The sequence below is a fragment of the Ruegeria sp. HKCCE4148 genome (assembly GCF_017872495.1).
In the GTDB taxonomy this organism is placed as follows: Bacteria; Pseudomonadota; Alphaproteobacteria; order Rhodobacterales; family Rhodobacteraceae; genus Ruegeria.
Genome location: NZ_JAEDOS010000017.1, coordinates 1 through 16373 on the forward strand (window position 1 = coordinate 1; position 16373 = coordinate 16373).

Sequence of the window (16373 nt, forward strand, 5' to 3'; positions counted from 1 at the left end):
CATGGCTGGTCAGATCAGAAGCTTCGAACTTAAGTTTCTGAGCAGACTCATAGGACACATAAAGTTCCGGGATTGGACCGTAAGGCATAACCTTAGCGGGGCGTGAAACCGCCGCTGTTTTGACTCGCTTTTTGATCTTGCTTCTTTTCAGGCAGTTTCCGACACGCGGATGCGGTGCTTGTACAGGTGATTATAGTGAGGCTTCATCCGACGGTGCACACGGCGCACGCGTTCAGGGGCATCAGCCACTTCAACGTACTTTCGTTTTTGCGGTTTCAGACCGGTAGACTGGGCCAGGTTGGCATGAAAAGACCCACCGTCCCACCAACTATGCTCGGACGGGTCGCCACCAGCTTTCCAGGTCAGAGCCTCTTTGACGAAGGGGATGCCAACCGCATCGCAGAATGCCCGGGTCATGTCATGCGGGTTTTCCAGCAGGTCGTCACTGTCAACAACCGGAGGTTTTTTGCCGCCGTTCAAGGCTGTCAGCAGATCAAACAAAGCGCGCTGCTCGGGGAACCCGACCTCGAGCTCATCGAAATCCGGCCATTTGTTGTACATGGACGAAATCGTCTTGGCCGGGTCGCGGATCAGGAAGGCATGTGTGAAATGCGACAAGAATTCGGGGTCCCACATATGGTTGATATAATGTGGGAAATCCTTGATGAAGACCGGCCCTTTTGCGGCACGGGCTTTGATATCGTCCCACACACTTTCCAGGGTCAGGCCGGGGGTTGTGACTTCACCTTCCTGAAAACGCGGCCACATTGGGTCTTCACCCTGATACCAGGCTTCGCCAAATGGTTCATGCAGGCAATCCAGATCGCCACGTTGGCGCATCATCCATTCAAACGCGGTCGAGGTAGAGCGGGGAATCGCCCAGAGAGCTACAATCTTGTGCATTCGCTTCAGTCTTTCAGTGAGGAAAGCAGGCTGCCCTGCTGGGTTTCCGGAGCCAAGCCCAGGGTTTTGAAAATGCGCCAGTAAAGCGCGGTGTCATGGCCAATGACCGGCTTGCCAAGCCGTTTCTCCAGTTCGACTTCATAGTGAACCGGACGCTGGGCAATACCGTCGGTCGGGCGGCGATAATTGCTCATCCCGTTGATCAGATAAGCATCGACATTGGGGGCCTTGTCAGCAGTATAATCGAAGGACTTGTAGATCAGCTCTTCTTCAAAACACCAAATGCAATCATCGACCGCTTCCTGGCTGTTGAACCAACCCTGATCAAAAAAGTTACCGGCCCAGACCACATCAAACCCGGCTTCTTTCAGGAACCCAACTGTGCCTTGATACCAAGTGTCCCTGTGATAGCAGGCGTTGAGCGCGACCTTTTCCACATTCTGATCACGCAGCGCTTCAACCATCGAATAGCCTGCCATGTGAAACGGTGTTTCGTACTTGTCGCTCAGCATTTCGATATGCTGACGGATACCTTCTACACCCAGACCACTGGCATGCACCCAATTTGAACCGACCTGCCCACAGACGTCCGCCCCATTGTTGGCCATGCATTCCATGAATTCTTCCAGCAGGCCGAAGTTCTTTTTGCGTTGATCCAGCCTGTGAGCATAGTCCGGCACATGAAGCATACGGCCGTGCACACCAACACTGCGCGGTGCCATGCGCAAGAAATCAGACGGGGCCGCGTCAAAGTCATGCGGAGGACAAGTAAAACCAACCTGATGCGGAAAGAGCTTGACCTTGGGGTTTTCCCACTTGGGTGGCTTTACGTAACTGTTCATCGCTCATCTGTTCCCTTGGAGAAACCTGGTAGAGAGTTAGAACTGTTTTGCTTTGCATTCCCATTGCTTTTTTGTGCTCATACTCATACCAAAATTGATATGATGTTCCACTTACGAAAATTGCCGCCCAAGAGCTCACTGATAACCCTTGAAGTGGTAGCGCGATTTCGGGACTTCGTCGTACCGCCTAAGAACTGAAAACACCGAAATCAGCAGTCAGCCGTCGTATTGATAATTTGAAATCCGATGTTGGGTCGCGTTCTTTTCGATCAGTACAGAATGCCAAGGATTTCGCGCGGCCGACAGACGCCTTGGGACCGCCGCTTCTGGAGCCCCAAATTGAGTTACAGTTGGATGGTTAGGGCTGGTTGGCAAAGCGCGCATTCTTTCAATGCCGGTTGGCCGATTTCGGAAGAATCCGATAGCTGCATCTATTTTCCGCAAGCCGCCGCGCATTGCGAAAGGTTAAGCTGGATCGGTGCCGTGTTGTTGACGCAATGTGTGGCCTACGTGACACCCACGTGCGCTCAAGAGGCGGGCAAGTCCGGATCGATGCCGTATCTGCTGATCATCATCTGAACACTGCTTTCGATCGTGTCCTCCATTTCAGCCTTGGTCAGCGTTCCGCCGGTAAACAACAAAGGCCAGAAGGCGCGTGCTTTGATCAGGCCGATAAACTCTTGCCCGGCCTGTTCGGGGTCGTCGATTCTCAGCTGCCCATCTTCAGCCGCATCTTTGAGCATGGCGATAAATGTAGCGGTCTTATCCAGTTTGCCCTGCGCCTCAGCCGCGAGCACAGGGTTGCGCAAGGTTTCGCTGATGACCATCCGCGCCATCGCAATGACATCCGGCAGCATTAGAATTCGTCCCTCGGCCCAAGCCAGCTCGGTGAGTTGCTCGCGAATATCGCGACCCTTTTCATACCGGATTTCCAGCACCTCGGCAAAACGGCTGGACAATTCGATCACGATAGACCGGAACAGATTTTCTTTACTTTCAAAATACTTGTACAGCGTACGCTTCGACACTTCGGCCCGCGCAGAAATGCGATCCATGCTTGCTGCGGCAAAACCCTTTTCCTGGAATTCGGCCACGGCAGCTTCGATGATCTGTGCGGACTTGGACGCATTCGGTGTGCTGCATTCATTCATACCCGAGCTATAGACCTATTGACGGGGGCCGGTCAAACCCTAGGTAAACGCAGGAGTTTACAGGCGCGAAGTATTGTGCCACATGTAAACCCGCCAGTTTACCGACTCGGGCAACAAGCCAACACGGAGACCCCCTCATGGCCATAAATCTGAAACTGAACGGCGAGACGCATACGGTCGAAGCCGAACCCGGCACCCCCTTGCTTTGGGTAATCAGGGATGAACTGAAACTGACGGGAACCAAATTCGGCTGCGGCGTTGCCTCTTGTGGCGCATGCACGGTGCATTTGAACGGAGAACCCGTCCGCTCGTGCCAGACGTATATCGAAGATGTCGAAGATGCCGAGATCACCACAATCGAAGCGATCGGTGCGGACAAGATCGGCTCGGCCGTCCAGCAAGCTTGGGTCGAGCTTGATGTCGTCCAATGTGGATACTGCCAGTCGGGTCAGGTCATGTCGGCCGTTGGCCTACTGTCTGAGAACCCCAAGCCCAGCACCGAAGAGATCGACGAATACATGTACGGCAACGCCTGCCGCTGCGCGACCTACCAACGTATCCGCGCCGGTATCCAGCGTGCATCCGAAATTCTGGAGGCCTGATTCATGACTATCAACACTTCCCGCAGGGGGTTTCTGAAGGGTGCAGCTGCCGCCGGTGCGGTTCTGCTGGTTGGTGCGCGTCCCGATGGCGCGATTGCCGCAGCGTCGTCCGAGAACGTTCAGCTCAATCCGTTTGTGCGGATTGATGCCGACGGCACCGTGACTGCGATCGTGAAGCATTTTGAAATGGGTCAAGGCCCAGCGACCGGTCTGCCGACGATTATTGCCGATGAAATCGGCCTGCGGATGGACCAGATCGAGTATGACTTTGCACCGTCAAACCCCCAAGTTTACGCCAACCTTGCATTTGGTCAGGCCCAGGGTACCGGCGGCTCGACCGCTATCGCCAACTCATGGCAGCAATACCGCCAGGCCGGTGCCGCTGCGCGTGAGATGCTGATCACAGCCGCCGCGCAAGCCTGGGGCGTGGACGCGTCGGGCGTGACGATCGATGAAGGTGTTGTGAAGGCGGGCAGCAACGAAGCTCCAATCGCCGAATTTGTGGCGGCTGCATCGCAGCTCGAAACTCCGGCAGAGCCGCGCCTGAAAGATCTGTCAGAGTTTCGTTTGATCGGCAACCCGGATGTGCGCCGCAAGGATTCAGCCATCAAGGGCAACGGTCAGGCGATCTATGGTATGGATTTGCACTTACCCAACCAGATGATCGCCATGATCAAACGCCCTGAGGCGCGCGGTGCCACTGTTACTGGCTTTGACGATAGTGTCGCGAAAGAGATTAAGGGCTTCATCAACGCTGCGACTCTGCCCAACAATGCGGGCGTCGCTGTCTACGCCGAAAACACTTGGGCTGCGATTCAGGCCCGTGATGCGCTTGAGGTCGAGTGGGACATATCCGCAGCCGAAACGCGCAATTCGGATGAGATCGAGGCCGAGATTCGTGCCGCTCTGGACGCCGAGCCACAGCACAATGTGAATAAAGCGGACATGGCAGCCGTTGCAAAGGCAGTCGACGGTGCGGACACGGTGATCGAAGAGACATTCTTCTTCCCGCTTCTGGCGCATGCCCCGATGGAGCCAATGAACTGCACCATCGAACAAACCGAAGATGGTGGCATCCTGCTGCACGACGCTGCGCAAATCCCCACGATCACCCATTTCGCCTTCGCCGAGATTTTCCAGCTTCCTCCGGAAAAAATCCAGATCAAGACGCTGCTTGCAGGTGGGTCCTTCGGTCGCCGCGCCACTCCGGATGCGGATTATCAGGTCGAAGCCGCCTTGGCCTTTGTACTTACTGATCGGACGCGCCCGGTGAAACTGGTCTGGACTCGCGAAGATGACATCCGCGGTGGATACTACCGTCCTGCTTTCGGCCACAAGGTCCGTGTCGGACTGGACGGTCAGGGCAATGTAGTCGGCTGGCAGCATAAGGTTGCGGGACAGTCGATCATGAAAGGCACACCGTTTGAGTCTGTGCTGGTCCATGACGGCGTCGACCACAGCTCGGTCGAGGGTATCGCAGACAGTCCTTACGCCATCCCGGGCATGTCACTGGGTTTGACCGACACGGCCAAGGCGACCTCGCTTTTGTGGTGGCGTTCGGTGGGTCACACCCATACGGCCTATGTCATGGAAACCATGATGGACAAAGCTGCCGAAGCAGCAGGGCGTGATCCGGTTGAATTCCGTCTGGCGCATCTGAACGATGCGACCAATGCCGACCAGGCCCGCAAGGCCGGCGTTCTGAAACTGGCTATCGAACAGGCGGGTTGGGGAAATGCACCGGCTGGTCATGCGCAGGGCATCGCGGTGCACAAGTCATTTGGTTCGTATGTTGCCGAGGTTGTCGAAGTGTCCGGCGACGTGGACAGCGGCATTCGCATCGAAAAGGTGACTTGTGCCGTCGATTGCGGAATCGCCGTAAATCCCGACGTGATCAAGGCGCAGATCGAAGGTGGTGTCGGTTACGGCATCGGCCACGTCATGCGCGATCAGATCACGCTCACCAGCGGTGCCGTGGATCAGACAAACTTCCCGGATTACGAGCCGCTGCGGATCAGTGACATCCAGGCCATCGACGTGCACATCGTTCCTTCGGCTGAGGCGCCGACCGGTGTGGGTGAGCCGGGCACGCCCCCATCCGCTCCGGCGCTGGCGAATGCGATCCGCGCCCTGACGGGCGTTAAGGTCACGACCCTGCCGATGGCGGAAAACGGCGTTACATTCGCCTGACCGAAAACTTTAGGGCTTCGGCGTTACTTGCGTCGACGCCCTTTTGCTTCCCGCACAATTTGATCAAATTTGATGACAAAGCAAATCCATTGAAGTACATCTCGGGGGAATAGCACCGACGGAGCCCCCAATGGACCTGAGCGCCCTGCACAATTTCCGAGTTGCCGCATGTGACCTGAACGGTCAGATGCGTGGCAAACGCGTCCCCGCTAATTATGCAGACAAGCTGGAAAAAGGTGCGGTGCGGATGCCGTTCTCGGCCTTGAACGTTGATCTGTGGGGTGCTGATATCGACGGCAGCCCTTTGGTCTTTGAAACAGGCGACGCCGATGGCGTGTTGCGCCCGACGGAACGTGGACCAGTGCCGGTTCCTTGGCTTGTAAATGAAACGGCGTTGGTTCCAATGAGCCTTTTTGACGACGATGGGACTCCGTTTGCCGGAGACCCGCGCCATGCCCTGGCCACCACGTTGGAGCGCTATGCACAGCGTGGCTGGTCGGTTTTGGCTGCAACCGAGCTAGAGTTCACTCTTGTTGATGCCTCTGGCCCGCAACCGCAGCCTCCGTTGAATCCAATCACCGGTCGCCGTCTTTCGCATGAGGCCGTTCTATCAGTTGCCGAAATGGACGCCTTCGAAGCGTTTTTCACTGACCTGTATGACGGTTGCGCCGACATGGGAATCCCGGCGCAGACTGCCATTTCAGAAAGCGGCGTGGGCCAGTTCGAGATAAACCTGAACCACCAAGACGCCATGCGCTGCGCTGACGATACGTGGCTTTTCAAGGCCTTGACGCGGGGGCTGGCCCGCAAACACGGGTTTGCGGCAACTTTCATGTCCAAGCCCTACGCCGAGGATGCAGGCAATGGGATGCATGTGCACTTCTCGGTCCTGGATCAAGACGGGCGTAACGTGTTTGACAATGGCGGGCCCGAAGGCACAGAGCTTCTGACGTCGGCCGTAGCGGGCTGTGTTGCGGCCATGCCTGGCAGCACATTGATCTTTGCGCCGCATGGAAATTCTTACACGCGACTAGTGCCGGGCGCACATGCGCCGACCGGAGCGTGCTGGGCCTACGAGAACAGAACCGCGGCCATTCGTATTCCGGGTGGCGCGCCGGCAGCACGTCGCATTGAACACCGTGTTGCTGGGGGCGACATCAATCCATACCTTATGCTGAGTGCGGTTCTGGGCGCAGCCCTAATAGGTATCGAAGACGGGCTGCAGCCCCCTGCCCCAATCACCGGAAACGCCTACGATCATCCGGACCTGCCGCAGTTGATGCCAGACTGGTCCACGGCAATAGACCGGTTTGAGGCAGATCCCCTGATCGCCCGCCTGTTCCCTGCCGATCTAATCCGGTACCTGGCAATGACCAAGCGGCAAGAGATTGCCCGATTTGAAAATATTCCTTCAGAGGCACACTGGCTGAGCTATCTTGAGGCGGTTTGACCCTCTTGCCGCCCTGCACGGACTCAGCTAGAATGAATTTGATCAAATTTGGTGTCACATGAAAATCGGCATACTACAAACCGGCCACACCCCAGATGTGCTGCAGGATGAATTTGGGGATTACGACGCTCTGTTCCCCAAACTTCTTGATGGCCACGGGTTTGATTTCGAAACATTTGCGGTTGTGGACAATGTCTTCCCAAACGGAGCCGATGACGCAGATGGTTGGGTCATCACCGGATCGCGCCATGGTGCGTATGACGACCTGCCTTGGATTGCACCGCTGGAAGCGTTGGTCCGAGAGATCCACCAAAGCGGCAGGCCGCTCATTGGCGTGTGTTTTGGCCACCAGATCATTGCGCAGGCCCTAGGTGGCAAGGTCGAGAAATTCTCGGGCGGGTGGGCCGTGGGGCGGACAGAGTATGACTATGATGGGGACAAGGTCTGGCTAAATGCCTGGCATCAGGATCAGGTTGTACAACTCCCTGATCAGGCTCGTGTTCTGGGACGGAATGCATTCTGCGAAAACGCGATGCTGGCCTATGGAGACACGATCTGGACAGTTCAGGCGCATCCAGAATTTTCTAACGGATTCGTTTCGGGCCTGATGCGGACACGCGGCAAAGGCGTGGTTCCCGATAACCTTATGCGAGCAGCCGCAAACCGTGAAACTGCACCCGATGACAATGCAAGAATCGCGCGCCAAATGGCCGAGTTTCTAAAGAAAGAGAGAGCCTGATGGCTGATTGGACTGATAAACTGCCGGACGCCGCCAAAGCGTATTTCCACGGACAGAGGCTGGACGAGGTTGAATGCATCATCTCGGACCTGCCTGGTATCGCACGGGGTAAGGCTGTGCCTGCTTCGAAGTTTGCAAAGCAGTCGTATTTCCACCTGCCCGACAGCATTTTCTACCAGACCATCACAGGTGGCTGGGGCGAGGCCGCGGGTGAAGATGGCTTTATCGAGCGGGATATGATCCTGAAACCCGATTTCTCGACCACCTCCGCTGCGCCCTGGACCGGAGACTGGACGCTACAGGTGATCCACGACGCTTATGACCGGGACTACAATCCTATACCGTACAGCCCGCGCAATGTTCTTAAGCGTGTTGTGCAACTCTATCACGACAAGGGATGGAAACCCGTTGTCGCGCCCGAGATGGAGTTTTTCTTGGTCGCGCCCAATGTCGACCCGGCACAGGGCATCAAGCCTATGATGGGTCGCTCTGGCCGCCCGGCGGCGGCACGACAGGCCTATTCCATGACAGCAGTGGACGAGTTTGGTCCGGTGATCGACGACATCTATGATTTCGCCGAACATCAGGGGTTCGAGATCGACGGCATCACGCAGGAAGGTGGAGCCGGACAGCTAGAGATCAATCTGCGTCACGGCAATCCGATCAAGCTGGCGGATGAGGTGTTTTACTTCAAACGCCTGATCCGTGAAGCTGCGTTGCGCCACAACTGCTTTGCGACTTTCATGGCCAAACCGATCGAGGAAGAGCCCGGATCGGCCATGCACATCCACCATTCGATCATCGACATGGAAACGGGAGAGAATCTCTTCTCCGGTCCGCAGGGCGGTGAGACGGACGCGTTCTACCACTTTATTGCAGGGTTACAGAACCATCTGCCCGCCGGCCTGGCCGTGATGGCGCCTTATGTGAACTCCTACCGACGCTATGTGAAAGACCATGCAGCGCCGATTAATCTGGAATGGGCCCGCGATAACCGCACAACCGGCATCCGCGTCCCGCTTTCTGGCCCCGCGGCGCGCCGTGTCGAAAACCGTATCGCCGGGATGGACTGCAACCCGTATCTGGGCATCGCATTGTCACTGGCCTGCGGCTATCTGGGCCTGGTCGAACAGGAGCGCCCCCGCCGCCAATTCTATGGCGACGCTTATGAAGGCGAAGGGGATATTCCTCAGGTCATGGGGGAAGCGCTGGATCTGTTTGACGAGGCTACGGCCCTGCATGAGGTCCTTGGGCCCGAATTTGCCCGCGTCTACGGCATCGTGAAACGCGCCGAGTACGAGGAGTTCCTGCAGGTCATCTCTCCGTGGGAACGCGAGCATCTGTTGATCAACGTCTGAGACACGCCGTGAACCTGCTTTATTCGAATGACCGCAAGGGCGAATACCCTGCCAGTTGGTACGCTGCGACTGCGAACCCGATGGATCGTTTTCCTGCTCTGTCAAAGGATACCAAAGCAGACGTATGCGTTGTAGGTGGTGGCTACACCGGCCTGTCAGCAGCGCTGCATCTGGCCGAAGCCGGGTTCGACGTCGTGTTACTCGAAGCCCATCGCGTCGGCTTCGGCGCGTCCGGTCGCAATGGTGGCCAATTGGGCAGTGCGCAACGGATGGATCAGGAAGATCTCGAACGCCTTGTTGGCGATGCAGATGCTACCAAGCTGTGGGATTTGGCCGAAGACGCCAAGGATCTGGTCAAGTCTCTGATCGCCAAACACCAAATCAACTGCGACTTGAAACCCGGAATTGCGGTTTTGGGCCTAAGCTCTTCAGAGCAAAAAGAGCTGCATGATCACGCCGGTCATCTGTCGGGACGGTATGGCTATGATCAGATTGAGCTATTGGATGAAAACGCAGGCCGCGCGCTCTGCCCGTCCCCGGCTTACAAAGGCGGCTATCTGGATATGGGCGCGGCGCACCTTCACCCCTTGAACTATGCCTTGGGGTTGGCGCGCGCGGCGGCGAAAGCGGGTGTGCGGATCTACGAAAACACCGAGGTCACCGGGATTGATGAAGCACGACCTGCAGTACTCCATACCTCTAACGGGACCGTTCGGGCCGAGCATGTGATCCTGGCGTGTAACGGCTATCTGGGCGACCTCGATCGCTCTGTGGCTTCTCGGGTCATGCCCATCAACAACTTCATTGCCGCCACCGAACCACTAGGCAGCGATGCCGGACGTGTTTTGACACAGGATGTCGCGGTTGCTGATACCAAGTTCGTTGTGAACTATTTCCGCCTGAGTGCGGATGGTCGACTGTTGTTCGGGGGCGGCGAAAGCTATGGCTACCGTTTCCCTTCAGATATTGCCGCCAAGGTTCGCAAACCCATGACCGAGATTTTCCCGCATCTGCGCGATGTCAAAATCGATTATGCTTGGGGGGGAACGCTCGCAATCACCATGCGGCGAATGCCCTATCTTACCCGCGTGGCACCAAATATCCTGTCGGCCTCGGGCTATTCCGGTCATGGCGTCGGCACTGCGACACATGCCGGACAACTCATGGCCATGGCAATACAGGGACAGGCTGAAGGGTTCGATACAATGGCGCGTGTGCCTGCCCTGCCCTTTCCCGGCGGACCCGCCCTGCGCAACCCGCTGCTGGTACTTGCGATGACCTGGTTCGCGCTGCGCGACCGTCTTGGGGTCTGATCCACTTAAACATTATGACAGATTGGTGAATTCTCGCCGCAGCGTGGAATGAGCGCTTGGCTTGCCACGTGAATAGCTTTATCTTTCCCAAAGATAGAATTCGGGAAAACCAAATATGACGCTTCCACCAAACGTTCATGACGCCGAACCCATCCCCGCAGCCGCCCGCGAAGCCATCGACGCCTTGATGCAATCAGGCGATCTGTTCCGCTATACCGCACCGCAAGATGCCCCGGTGGCCTTGCTGGAAGCCGAGTTCGCGGAATTGCTGGGTTCGAAATACGCTCTTGCGGTTTCTTCTTGCTCGGCCGCGCTGTTCCTGTCGCTCAAGGCGCTGGATTTGCCTCGCGACGCACGCGTTCTGATACCCGGCTTTACCTTCGCCGCAGTGCCCTCTTCTGTCGTGCACGCGGACTGCATTCCGGTTCTGTGCGAGGTGGGTGAAAACTATCGCATCGACATGGTAGATTTCGAGGCCAAGCTGGGCAACGCTCAAGCCGTGATCATCAGCCATATGCGCGGACATACGTCAGACATGGATGCCATCATGGACCTGTGCGACGCGCGCGACATCCCGGTGATCGAGGACGCAGCACATTCGCTGGGCACCACGTGGCATGGCCGCAATATTGGCACCATTGGCAAGGTCGGCTGTTTCTCGTTCCAGTCTTACAAGATGATCAACGCAGGCGAAGGCGGCATACTGGTCACGGATGATGCTGATATGGTGGCCCGCGCCGTCATCATGTCTGGCGCGTATGAGCATAACTGGAAGAAGCACAAAACTCCGCACGGCGACAACTCGTCCGAGTTGGAAGAGGCCTTTGCCCGCTGGCAGAACAAACTGCCGCTGTATAACCTGCGTCTCAGCAATCTGAGCGCGGCGGTGATCCGTCCTCAGATCCCTGAACTTGCGCGCCGTGTTCGCGACGGCCTGGCAAATCACGACTATGTGGCCGAGCGCCTGAACACATCACCCTATATCGATGTTCCCGCACCGCTGGCACCTGAAAGGCGAGCGCCCGACTCGATCCAGTTCAATCTTGTTGGCATGGACGAGGCCGAGATTCGCACCTTTGCCGCCGCATCCGAGGCACGTGGTGTGAAAGTGCAGGTCTTTGGTCTGAGCGAGGACAATGCCCGTGCATTCTGGAACTGGCAGTTCTTGCCCGAGAAATTCGAGCTTCCCCAAACCCGCGCCATGCTGATGAAAGCATGCGACGTGCGCCTTCCCGTGCGACTAACACGCGAAGAGCTGGATGTGATCGCGGATATTCTGCTGGCTTCTGTGGGCGAAGTGACCGGCCCGATGCCGGTCTATGGCACCTAAAAAAACAGGCCCGCTTAACTGCGGGCCTTTTCTTTTCGATTTCAGTTCAGCTTGGACAGCTTCTGCTGAAGCTCTGCCAGTTGTTTCTTGATGTCGTCCAGGTCCTCTTTCGGCTCGGCCTTTTCCTCTTCCGCGTCAGGCGAGGACCAGCCGCTGGACAAACCACCAGTCATGGCTTTCAGGAACGCTTGTTGCTGCGCTTGCAGCGCGTCGAAGCCCGGCATCTGCGACATCGGGTTCATGGCGCTCATATTCTCCATCATCTTGCTTTGGCTTTCACGAAGCATCTCGAACGAGCTTTGCAGGAATTGTGGCATCATACCCCCACCCGGCACCATATAGCTGCGGACCAGATCGTTCAGCACATTAACCGGCAGTACGTTTTCACCGCGGCTTTCATGTTCAGCAATGATTTGCAGAAGATATTGACGTGTCAGATCATCCCCGGTTTTCAGGTCGATGATCTGAACCTCGCGCCCATCACGGATAAACCCCGCAATATCTTCGAGCGTCACGTAATCGCTGGTCTCGGTGTTATACAGCCGACGGCTGGCATAGCGCTTGATCAGCAGCGGTTTTTCTTGGTCCGACACCGGGTACCCTCCCCAAGGATGATGCGTTGCAGCACAGGTTATGCGACTGCAGCACAAAAAGAAAGGGCAGGTCAATGGACCTGCCCAACGCGATTGCACCTTTAGGGAGGATAAGGTGCCTATCGCGGACGTTCTTACTTGGCCGCTGCGGCTTTCTTAGCAGCAGTGGTCACGTCGTTGGTTGCTTTCTTGACAGCAGCAGTTGCTTCTTCTGCAGCGTCTTTGCCAGCAGCCATCAGCAGCTCGACGGTTTCGGTCTGAACTTTTTTTGCGATTTCAGCGAAAGCAGCCAGGTTTTCAGCTGCGACTTCAGCCGACGCGCTTGCAAAATCGGTTGCCGCTTTTGCGTAGTCAGCAGGCTCTGTCTTTGCTTTCGACATCTCGGTCAGCTTGGCCAGGGTGTCCTTGGTCCATTTGTTCGAGATCTCGGCCGATTTCTCAGCAGCTTCCAAAGCAACGCCCGACAGCTTTTCGTTCAGCGAAGCGGTCGATTTGAATGCGTCTTCCATTGCGGTGGTGTCCACCGGGAATGCGCCCATCATGTCTTTCATGATCGCGCTAAAGTCTTGGGTCTTTGCCATTGTCCTAATCCTTTTAGCCGGTCCGGGCCCACCCCGGGCTTCATCAGCTTGAGGACAATATGATTGCTGCATCGCAGCATTGCAAGTTTTTTCTTGCTGCGATGCAGAAAAATTTAAGTTTCAAAATGAAATCAGGCGTTTGGATTTGCCAAAACGTAGGTACCCGGAGCCGGAGCTAGGCTTGGGTATTCCGAATCGCCGGCAACGCGTGCGGGCACCTGTTTCCCGGACCGTTTCTTCAGCCATGCGTCCCACATCGGCCACCAGGACCCTTCATGAAAGTCTGCCTCCTTAAGCCAAGTGTCGGAATCCAGTTTCAGGTCTGGATTGGTGTAGTGTCCGTACTTCTTTTTGCTCGGAGGGTTCACGATGCCTGCGATATGGCCCGACTCGGAAACCACGAAAGTCTTCGAACGCGATCCCATTTTCTGAACGCCCCGGTAGCAGTCTTTCCAGGCAGCGATATGATCGGTTTCGCATGTAACGGCCATCAAAGGCACATCTACATCGCTGACGGACAGTTTGTGTCCCAACAGCTCAAAACCGTCTGTTGCGAACTCGTTACGCTGACACAGGCCGCGCAGATAATCGACGGCCATTTTCGCGGGAAGGTTCGCGCCATCGCCGTTCCAGTAGAGCAGATCAAAGGCCGGAGGCACCTCGCCCATCATGTAACTGCGAATGGCTGGTCCATAGATCAGGTCGCGTGACCGCAGGAACGACATCGTGCGCGCCATGATCCACGAGCGCAGCACGCCTTCCTTGTTCACCTCTTCCTCAATCCCGTCGATGAAGTCGTTTTGCAGGAAAGGCGTGAATTCACCCTGATCAGAAAAATCCGTTAATGCCGTGAACAGCGTGGCTGATTTGACCGACTTATCCCCGCGCTGCTTCATCAGCGAAAGAGTCAGGCTAAGAGTAGTGCCCGCGATGCAGTAGCCGACCGCGTTGACCTGTTTGACCTTGCAGATCTTCTTGGCAACGTCGATTGCCGTCAAAAAGCCGTCCTGAATGTAATCTTCCATGCCGGTTTCGGCATAGCTTTCATCCGGATTGACCCAGCTGACAACAAATAGGGTGTAGCCTTGCTCGGTGATCCACTTGATCATGCTGTTCTGTGCTTTAAGGTCCAGGATATAAAACTTGTTGATCCAGGGCGGGAACAGGACGATTGGTGTCTCGTAGACAGTGTCTGTCGCAGGCTTGTACTGAATCAGCTCCATCATCCGGTTGCGATAGACCACTTCACCCGGTGAGGTTGCCAGGTTTCCGCCGACCTCGAACGCATTTTCGTCCGCCAGCTTTACCACCAGTTCGCCATCGTTGGCTTCCAGGTCGGCAACAAGGTTCTCCAGCCCTTTGATCAACGATTGGCCTTCTGTCTCGACCGCTTTTTGCAAAGCATCAGGGTTCGTCGCCAGAAAATTGGTCGGCGCCATCATGTCGATGATCTGTTGCGAGAAATACTGCAAGCGCCGCTTGTCCTTGGTATCAAGATCGTCGACCAAAGCGACAGCTTGCGCAATAGCCTGGGCGTTGGTTTGGTATTGTTGACGGATCAAACGGAAATAGGGGTTGGTTTCCCACAAGGGGTTCGAGAAGCGCTTGTCTCCGGGGGAGGAGATTTCGTCATCCGCTTCGCCTTTTGTCAACGCACGCTGCGCTTCAGCAAAGTTCAGAACAGACTTTCCCCAGAATTCTATCTGCTGCTCCAACAGTTTGGCGGGATTTTGCCAAGCTTCGGCCCAATATGCCGTTGCTGCTCGTGCGAAAAGCTCTTGATTCGGGCCATCTAATGCAGGTGTGTGAGGCTTTTTAGTAGCCATGACCTCAATCAAACGCTTCGAGAGTTGCTCGACCTTTTCCATATTTTCTTTAAGGCGTTCAATGTGTTCGTCTGATACGTCTGGCATTTGGTCTTCACTTGTTGTCATTTTAACAATTCCCCCCTAACCTCGCTGCTATGCAGAATAACGTCGTGGGTGCTGGGGGGCAAAGCGACGAATGGTCCGAACTATCAGACTGACACTCAGGAGGCCCCATTTATGCGCTATATGATGACCTACGACCTTATGGAAACCATGCGCAACACCAACCAATGGCTTGGTGCCACAGCCAGCGCGATGGCCTCTTACCCGATGTTTTCCATGGTTCCCAACCCCGCTTTCAACTGGATGGCGGCCTGGGGCGAGGTGACAGAACGCACCTTCCAACGCATGGTTGTGAAGCCCGACTGGGGCATCCGCACTTTCACCTGCGAAGACGGCAAAGACCATCTGGTCGAAATTACAACGGTTCTGGAACGCCCGTTTGGCGATCTGGTCCATTTTCGCGTCAACGGCCGCGAAGAACAACCGCGCAAGGTGCTGCTTGTCGCCCCGATGTCGGGCCACTATGCAACGCTGCTGCGTTCGACTGTCAAAAGCCTTTTGGTCAATTGCGAAGTCTACATCACCGATTGGCATAATGCGCGCGATATTCCTGTGTCTGCCGGCAAGTTCGATGTCGAGGATTACACCCTATACCTTGTCGATTTTATGAAAGAGCTAGGCCCAGACACGCATGTTGTTGCAGTATGTCAGCCTGCGCCTCTGACCCTTGCGGCCACAGCCTATTTGGCCGAAGTCGAACCAAAAGCCCAGCCCAGCACTCTAACCCTGATCGGTGGGCCGGTTGATCCGGATGCGACCCCAACCGATGTGACGGATTTTGGGCGGCGCGTGACAATGGGGCAGCTGGAAGAGACGATGATCCAGCGTGTTGGCTTCAAATACAAAGGCGTTGGCCGCATGGTCTATCCCGGCCTGTTGCAGCTGGCCTCTTTCATGTCCATGAACGCCGAACGGCACTCCAAGGCGTTTTCGGATCAGATTCAACGTGTCATTCGCGAGGAAGCCTCGGATTTGGATGCGCACAATCGCTTCTATGACGAATATCTGGCAGTCATGGACATGACCGCCGAGTTTTACCTGTCGACCGTCGAGCGCGTCTTCAAGAACCGCGAGATTGCCCGGAACGAGTTTGTCGTAGCTGGCCACAAGGTGGATATGTCCAAGATCACCAATGTTGCAGTGAAAACGGTCGAAGGGGCAAATGACGACATTTCGGCCCCTGGTCAGTGTATCGCCGCGCTTGATCTGTGCACCGGCCTGCCCGACAGCAAGAAGGCAAGCCATGTGGAACCCGGCGCAGGCCATTACGGCATATTCGCAGGCCGCAGTTGGCGTGACAACATCCGCCCGCTTGTGATTGATTTCATGAATGAAAACAGCCGCAAGACGCGCCGACGCGCCGCGAATACCAACAAAGTAGCCTGAGCGA

General features: G+C 56.0%; 14 protein-coding genes. 8 read left to right on the top strand and 6 right to left on the bottom strand.

Annotated features, from left to right (window positions below; all coding sequences use genetic code 11):
- Nucleotides 1-147 precede the first annotated feature (147 nt).
- From I9187_RS21340 to I9187_RS21350, 3 genes are all read right to left on the bottom strand, one after another.
- Nucleotides 148-903: a sulfotransferase family protein gene (locus tag I9187_RS21340; protein WP_171177312.1), complete on the bottom strand. Its 756-nt coding sequence runs from the start codon at nucleotides 901-903 to the stop codon at nucleotides 148-150.
- Nucleotides 904-908: 5 nt separating this feature from the next.
- The gene (locus tag I9187_RS21345; RefSeq protein ID WP_209940329.1) at nucleotides 909-1745 is read right to left on the bottom strand and encodes a hypothetical protein; all 837 of its coding nucleotides are present in this window, start codon (nucleotides 1743-1745) and stop codon (nucleotides 909-911) included.
- Nucleotides 1746-2272: 527 nt separating this feature from the next.
- A complete protein-coding gene (locus I9187_RS21350; protein WP_171239091.1) occupies nucleotides 2273-2896 on the bottom strand; it encodes a TetR/AcrR family transcriptional regulator in 624 nt (207 codons plus the stop codon).
- A 137-nt stretch (nucleotides 2897-3033) separates the two neighbouring features.
- Here I9187_RS21350 and I9187_RS21355 point away from each other — a divergent pair, with 137 nt between their 5' ends.
- The 7 genes from I9187_RS21355 to I9187_RS21385 all read left to right on the top strand — a co-directional run bounded on the left by I9187_RS21355 (nucleotide 3034) and on the right by I9187_RS21385 (nucleotide 11878).
- On the top strand, nucleotides 3034-3498 hold the full coding sequence (locus I9187_RS21355) for a (2Fe-2S)-binding protein (RefSeq protein ID WP_171177318.1): 465 nt from the start codon (nucleotides 3034-3036) through the stop codon (nucleotides 3496-3498).
- Between the two features lie 3 nt (nucleotides 3499-3501).
- Nucleotides 3502-5688 (top strand): xanthine dehydrogenase family protein molybdopterin-binding subunit, encoded by a 2187-nt coding sequence (locus I9187_RS21360; RefSeq protein WP_209509904.1) that lies wholly within the window; start codon nucleotides 3502-3504, stop codon nucleotides 5686-5688.
- Nucleotides 5689-5818: 130 nt separating this feature from the next.
- Nucleotides 5819-7138 carry a glutamine synthetase family protein gene (locus tag I9187_RS21365; RefSeq protein ID WP_171177322.1) on the top strand — a complete coding sequence of 440 codons (1320 nt, stop codon included), beginning with the start codon at nucleotides 5819-5821 and terminating at the stop codon, nucleotides 7136-7138.
- Nucleotides 7139-7196: 58 nt separating this feature from the next.
- Entirely contained in the window at nucleotides 7197-7877 is a 681-nt protein-coding gene (locus tag I9187_RS21370; RefSeq protein WP_171177324.1) for a type 1 glutamine amidotransferase, read from the top strand.
- Entirely contained in the window at nucleotides 7877-9235 is a 1359-nt protein-coding gene (locus I9187_RS21375; protein WP_171177326.1) for a glutamine synthetase family protein, read from the top strand. Before I9187_RS21370 ends, I9187_RS21375 begins: the two co-directional genes overlap by 1 nt.
- An 8-nt stretch (nucleotides 9236-9243) precedes the next feature.
- Nucleotides 9244-10548, top strand: coding sequence for an FAD-binding oxidoreductase (locus I9187_RS21380; RefSeq protein WP_171177328.1), 1305 nt, complete (start codon nucleotides 9244-9246; stop codon nucleotides 10546-10548).
- 115 nt (nucleotides 10549-10663) lie between these two features.
- The gene (locus I9187_RS21385; protein WP_171728196.1) at nucleotides 10664-11878 is read left to right on the top strand and encodes an aminotransferase class I/II-fold pyridoxal phosphate-dependent enzyme; all 1215 of its coding nucleotides are present in this window, start codon (nucleotides 10664-10666) and stop codon (nucleotides 11876-11878) included.
- A gap of 41 nt (nucleotides 11879-11919) precedes the next feature.
- On the opposite strand, the gene phaR is transcribed toward I9187_RS21385, so the two are convergent.
- The 3 genes from phaR to phaC form a co-directional block, all read right to left on the bottom strand.
- On the bottom strand, nucleotides 11920-12471 hold the full coding sequence (gene phaR / locus I9187_RS21390; protein WP_171177332.1) for a polyhydroxyalkanoate synthesis repressor PhaR: 552 nt from the start codon (nucleotides 12469-12471) through the stop codon (nucleotides 11920-11922).
- A gap of 134 nt (nucleotides 12472-12605) precedes the next feature.
- Nucleotides 12606-13052, bottom strand: coding sequence for a phasin family protein (locus tag I9187_RS21395; protein WP_171177334.1), 447 nt, complete (start codon nucleotides 13050-13052; stop codon nucleotides 12606-12608).
- 131 nt (nucleotides 13053-13183) lie between these two features.
- Nucleotides 13184-14986 carry a class I poly(R)-hydroxyalkanoic acid synthase gene (gene phaC, locus I9187_RS21400; RefSeq protein WP_171177336.1) on the bottom strand — a complete coding sequence of 601 codons (1803 nt, stop codon included), beginning with the start codon at nucleotides 14984-14986 and terminating at the stop codon, nucleotides 13184-13186.
- Between the two features lie 111 nt (nucleotides 14987-15097).
- Here phaC and phaZ point away from each other — a divergent pair, with 111 nt between their 5' ends.
- The gene (phaZ, locus tag I9187_RS21405) at nucleotides 15098-16369 is read left to right on the top strand and encodes a polyhydroxyalkanoate depolymerase (RefSeq protein WP_171177338.1); all 1272 of its coding nucleotides are present in this window, start codon (nucleotides 15098-15100) and stop codon (nucleotides 16367-16369) included.
- The last annotated feature ends 4 nt before the right edge of the window (nucleotides 16370-16373 follow it).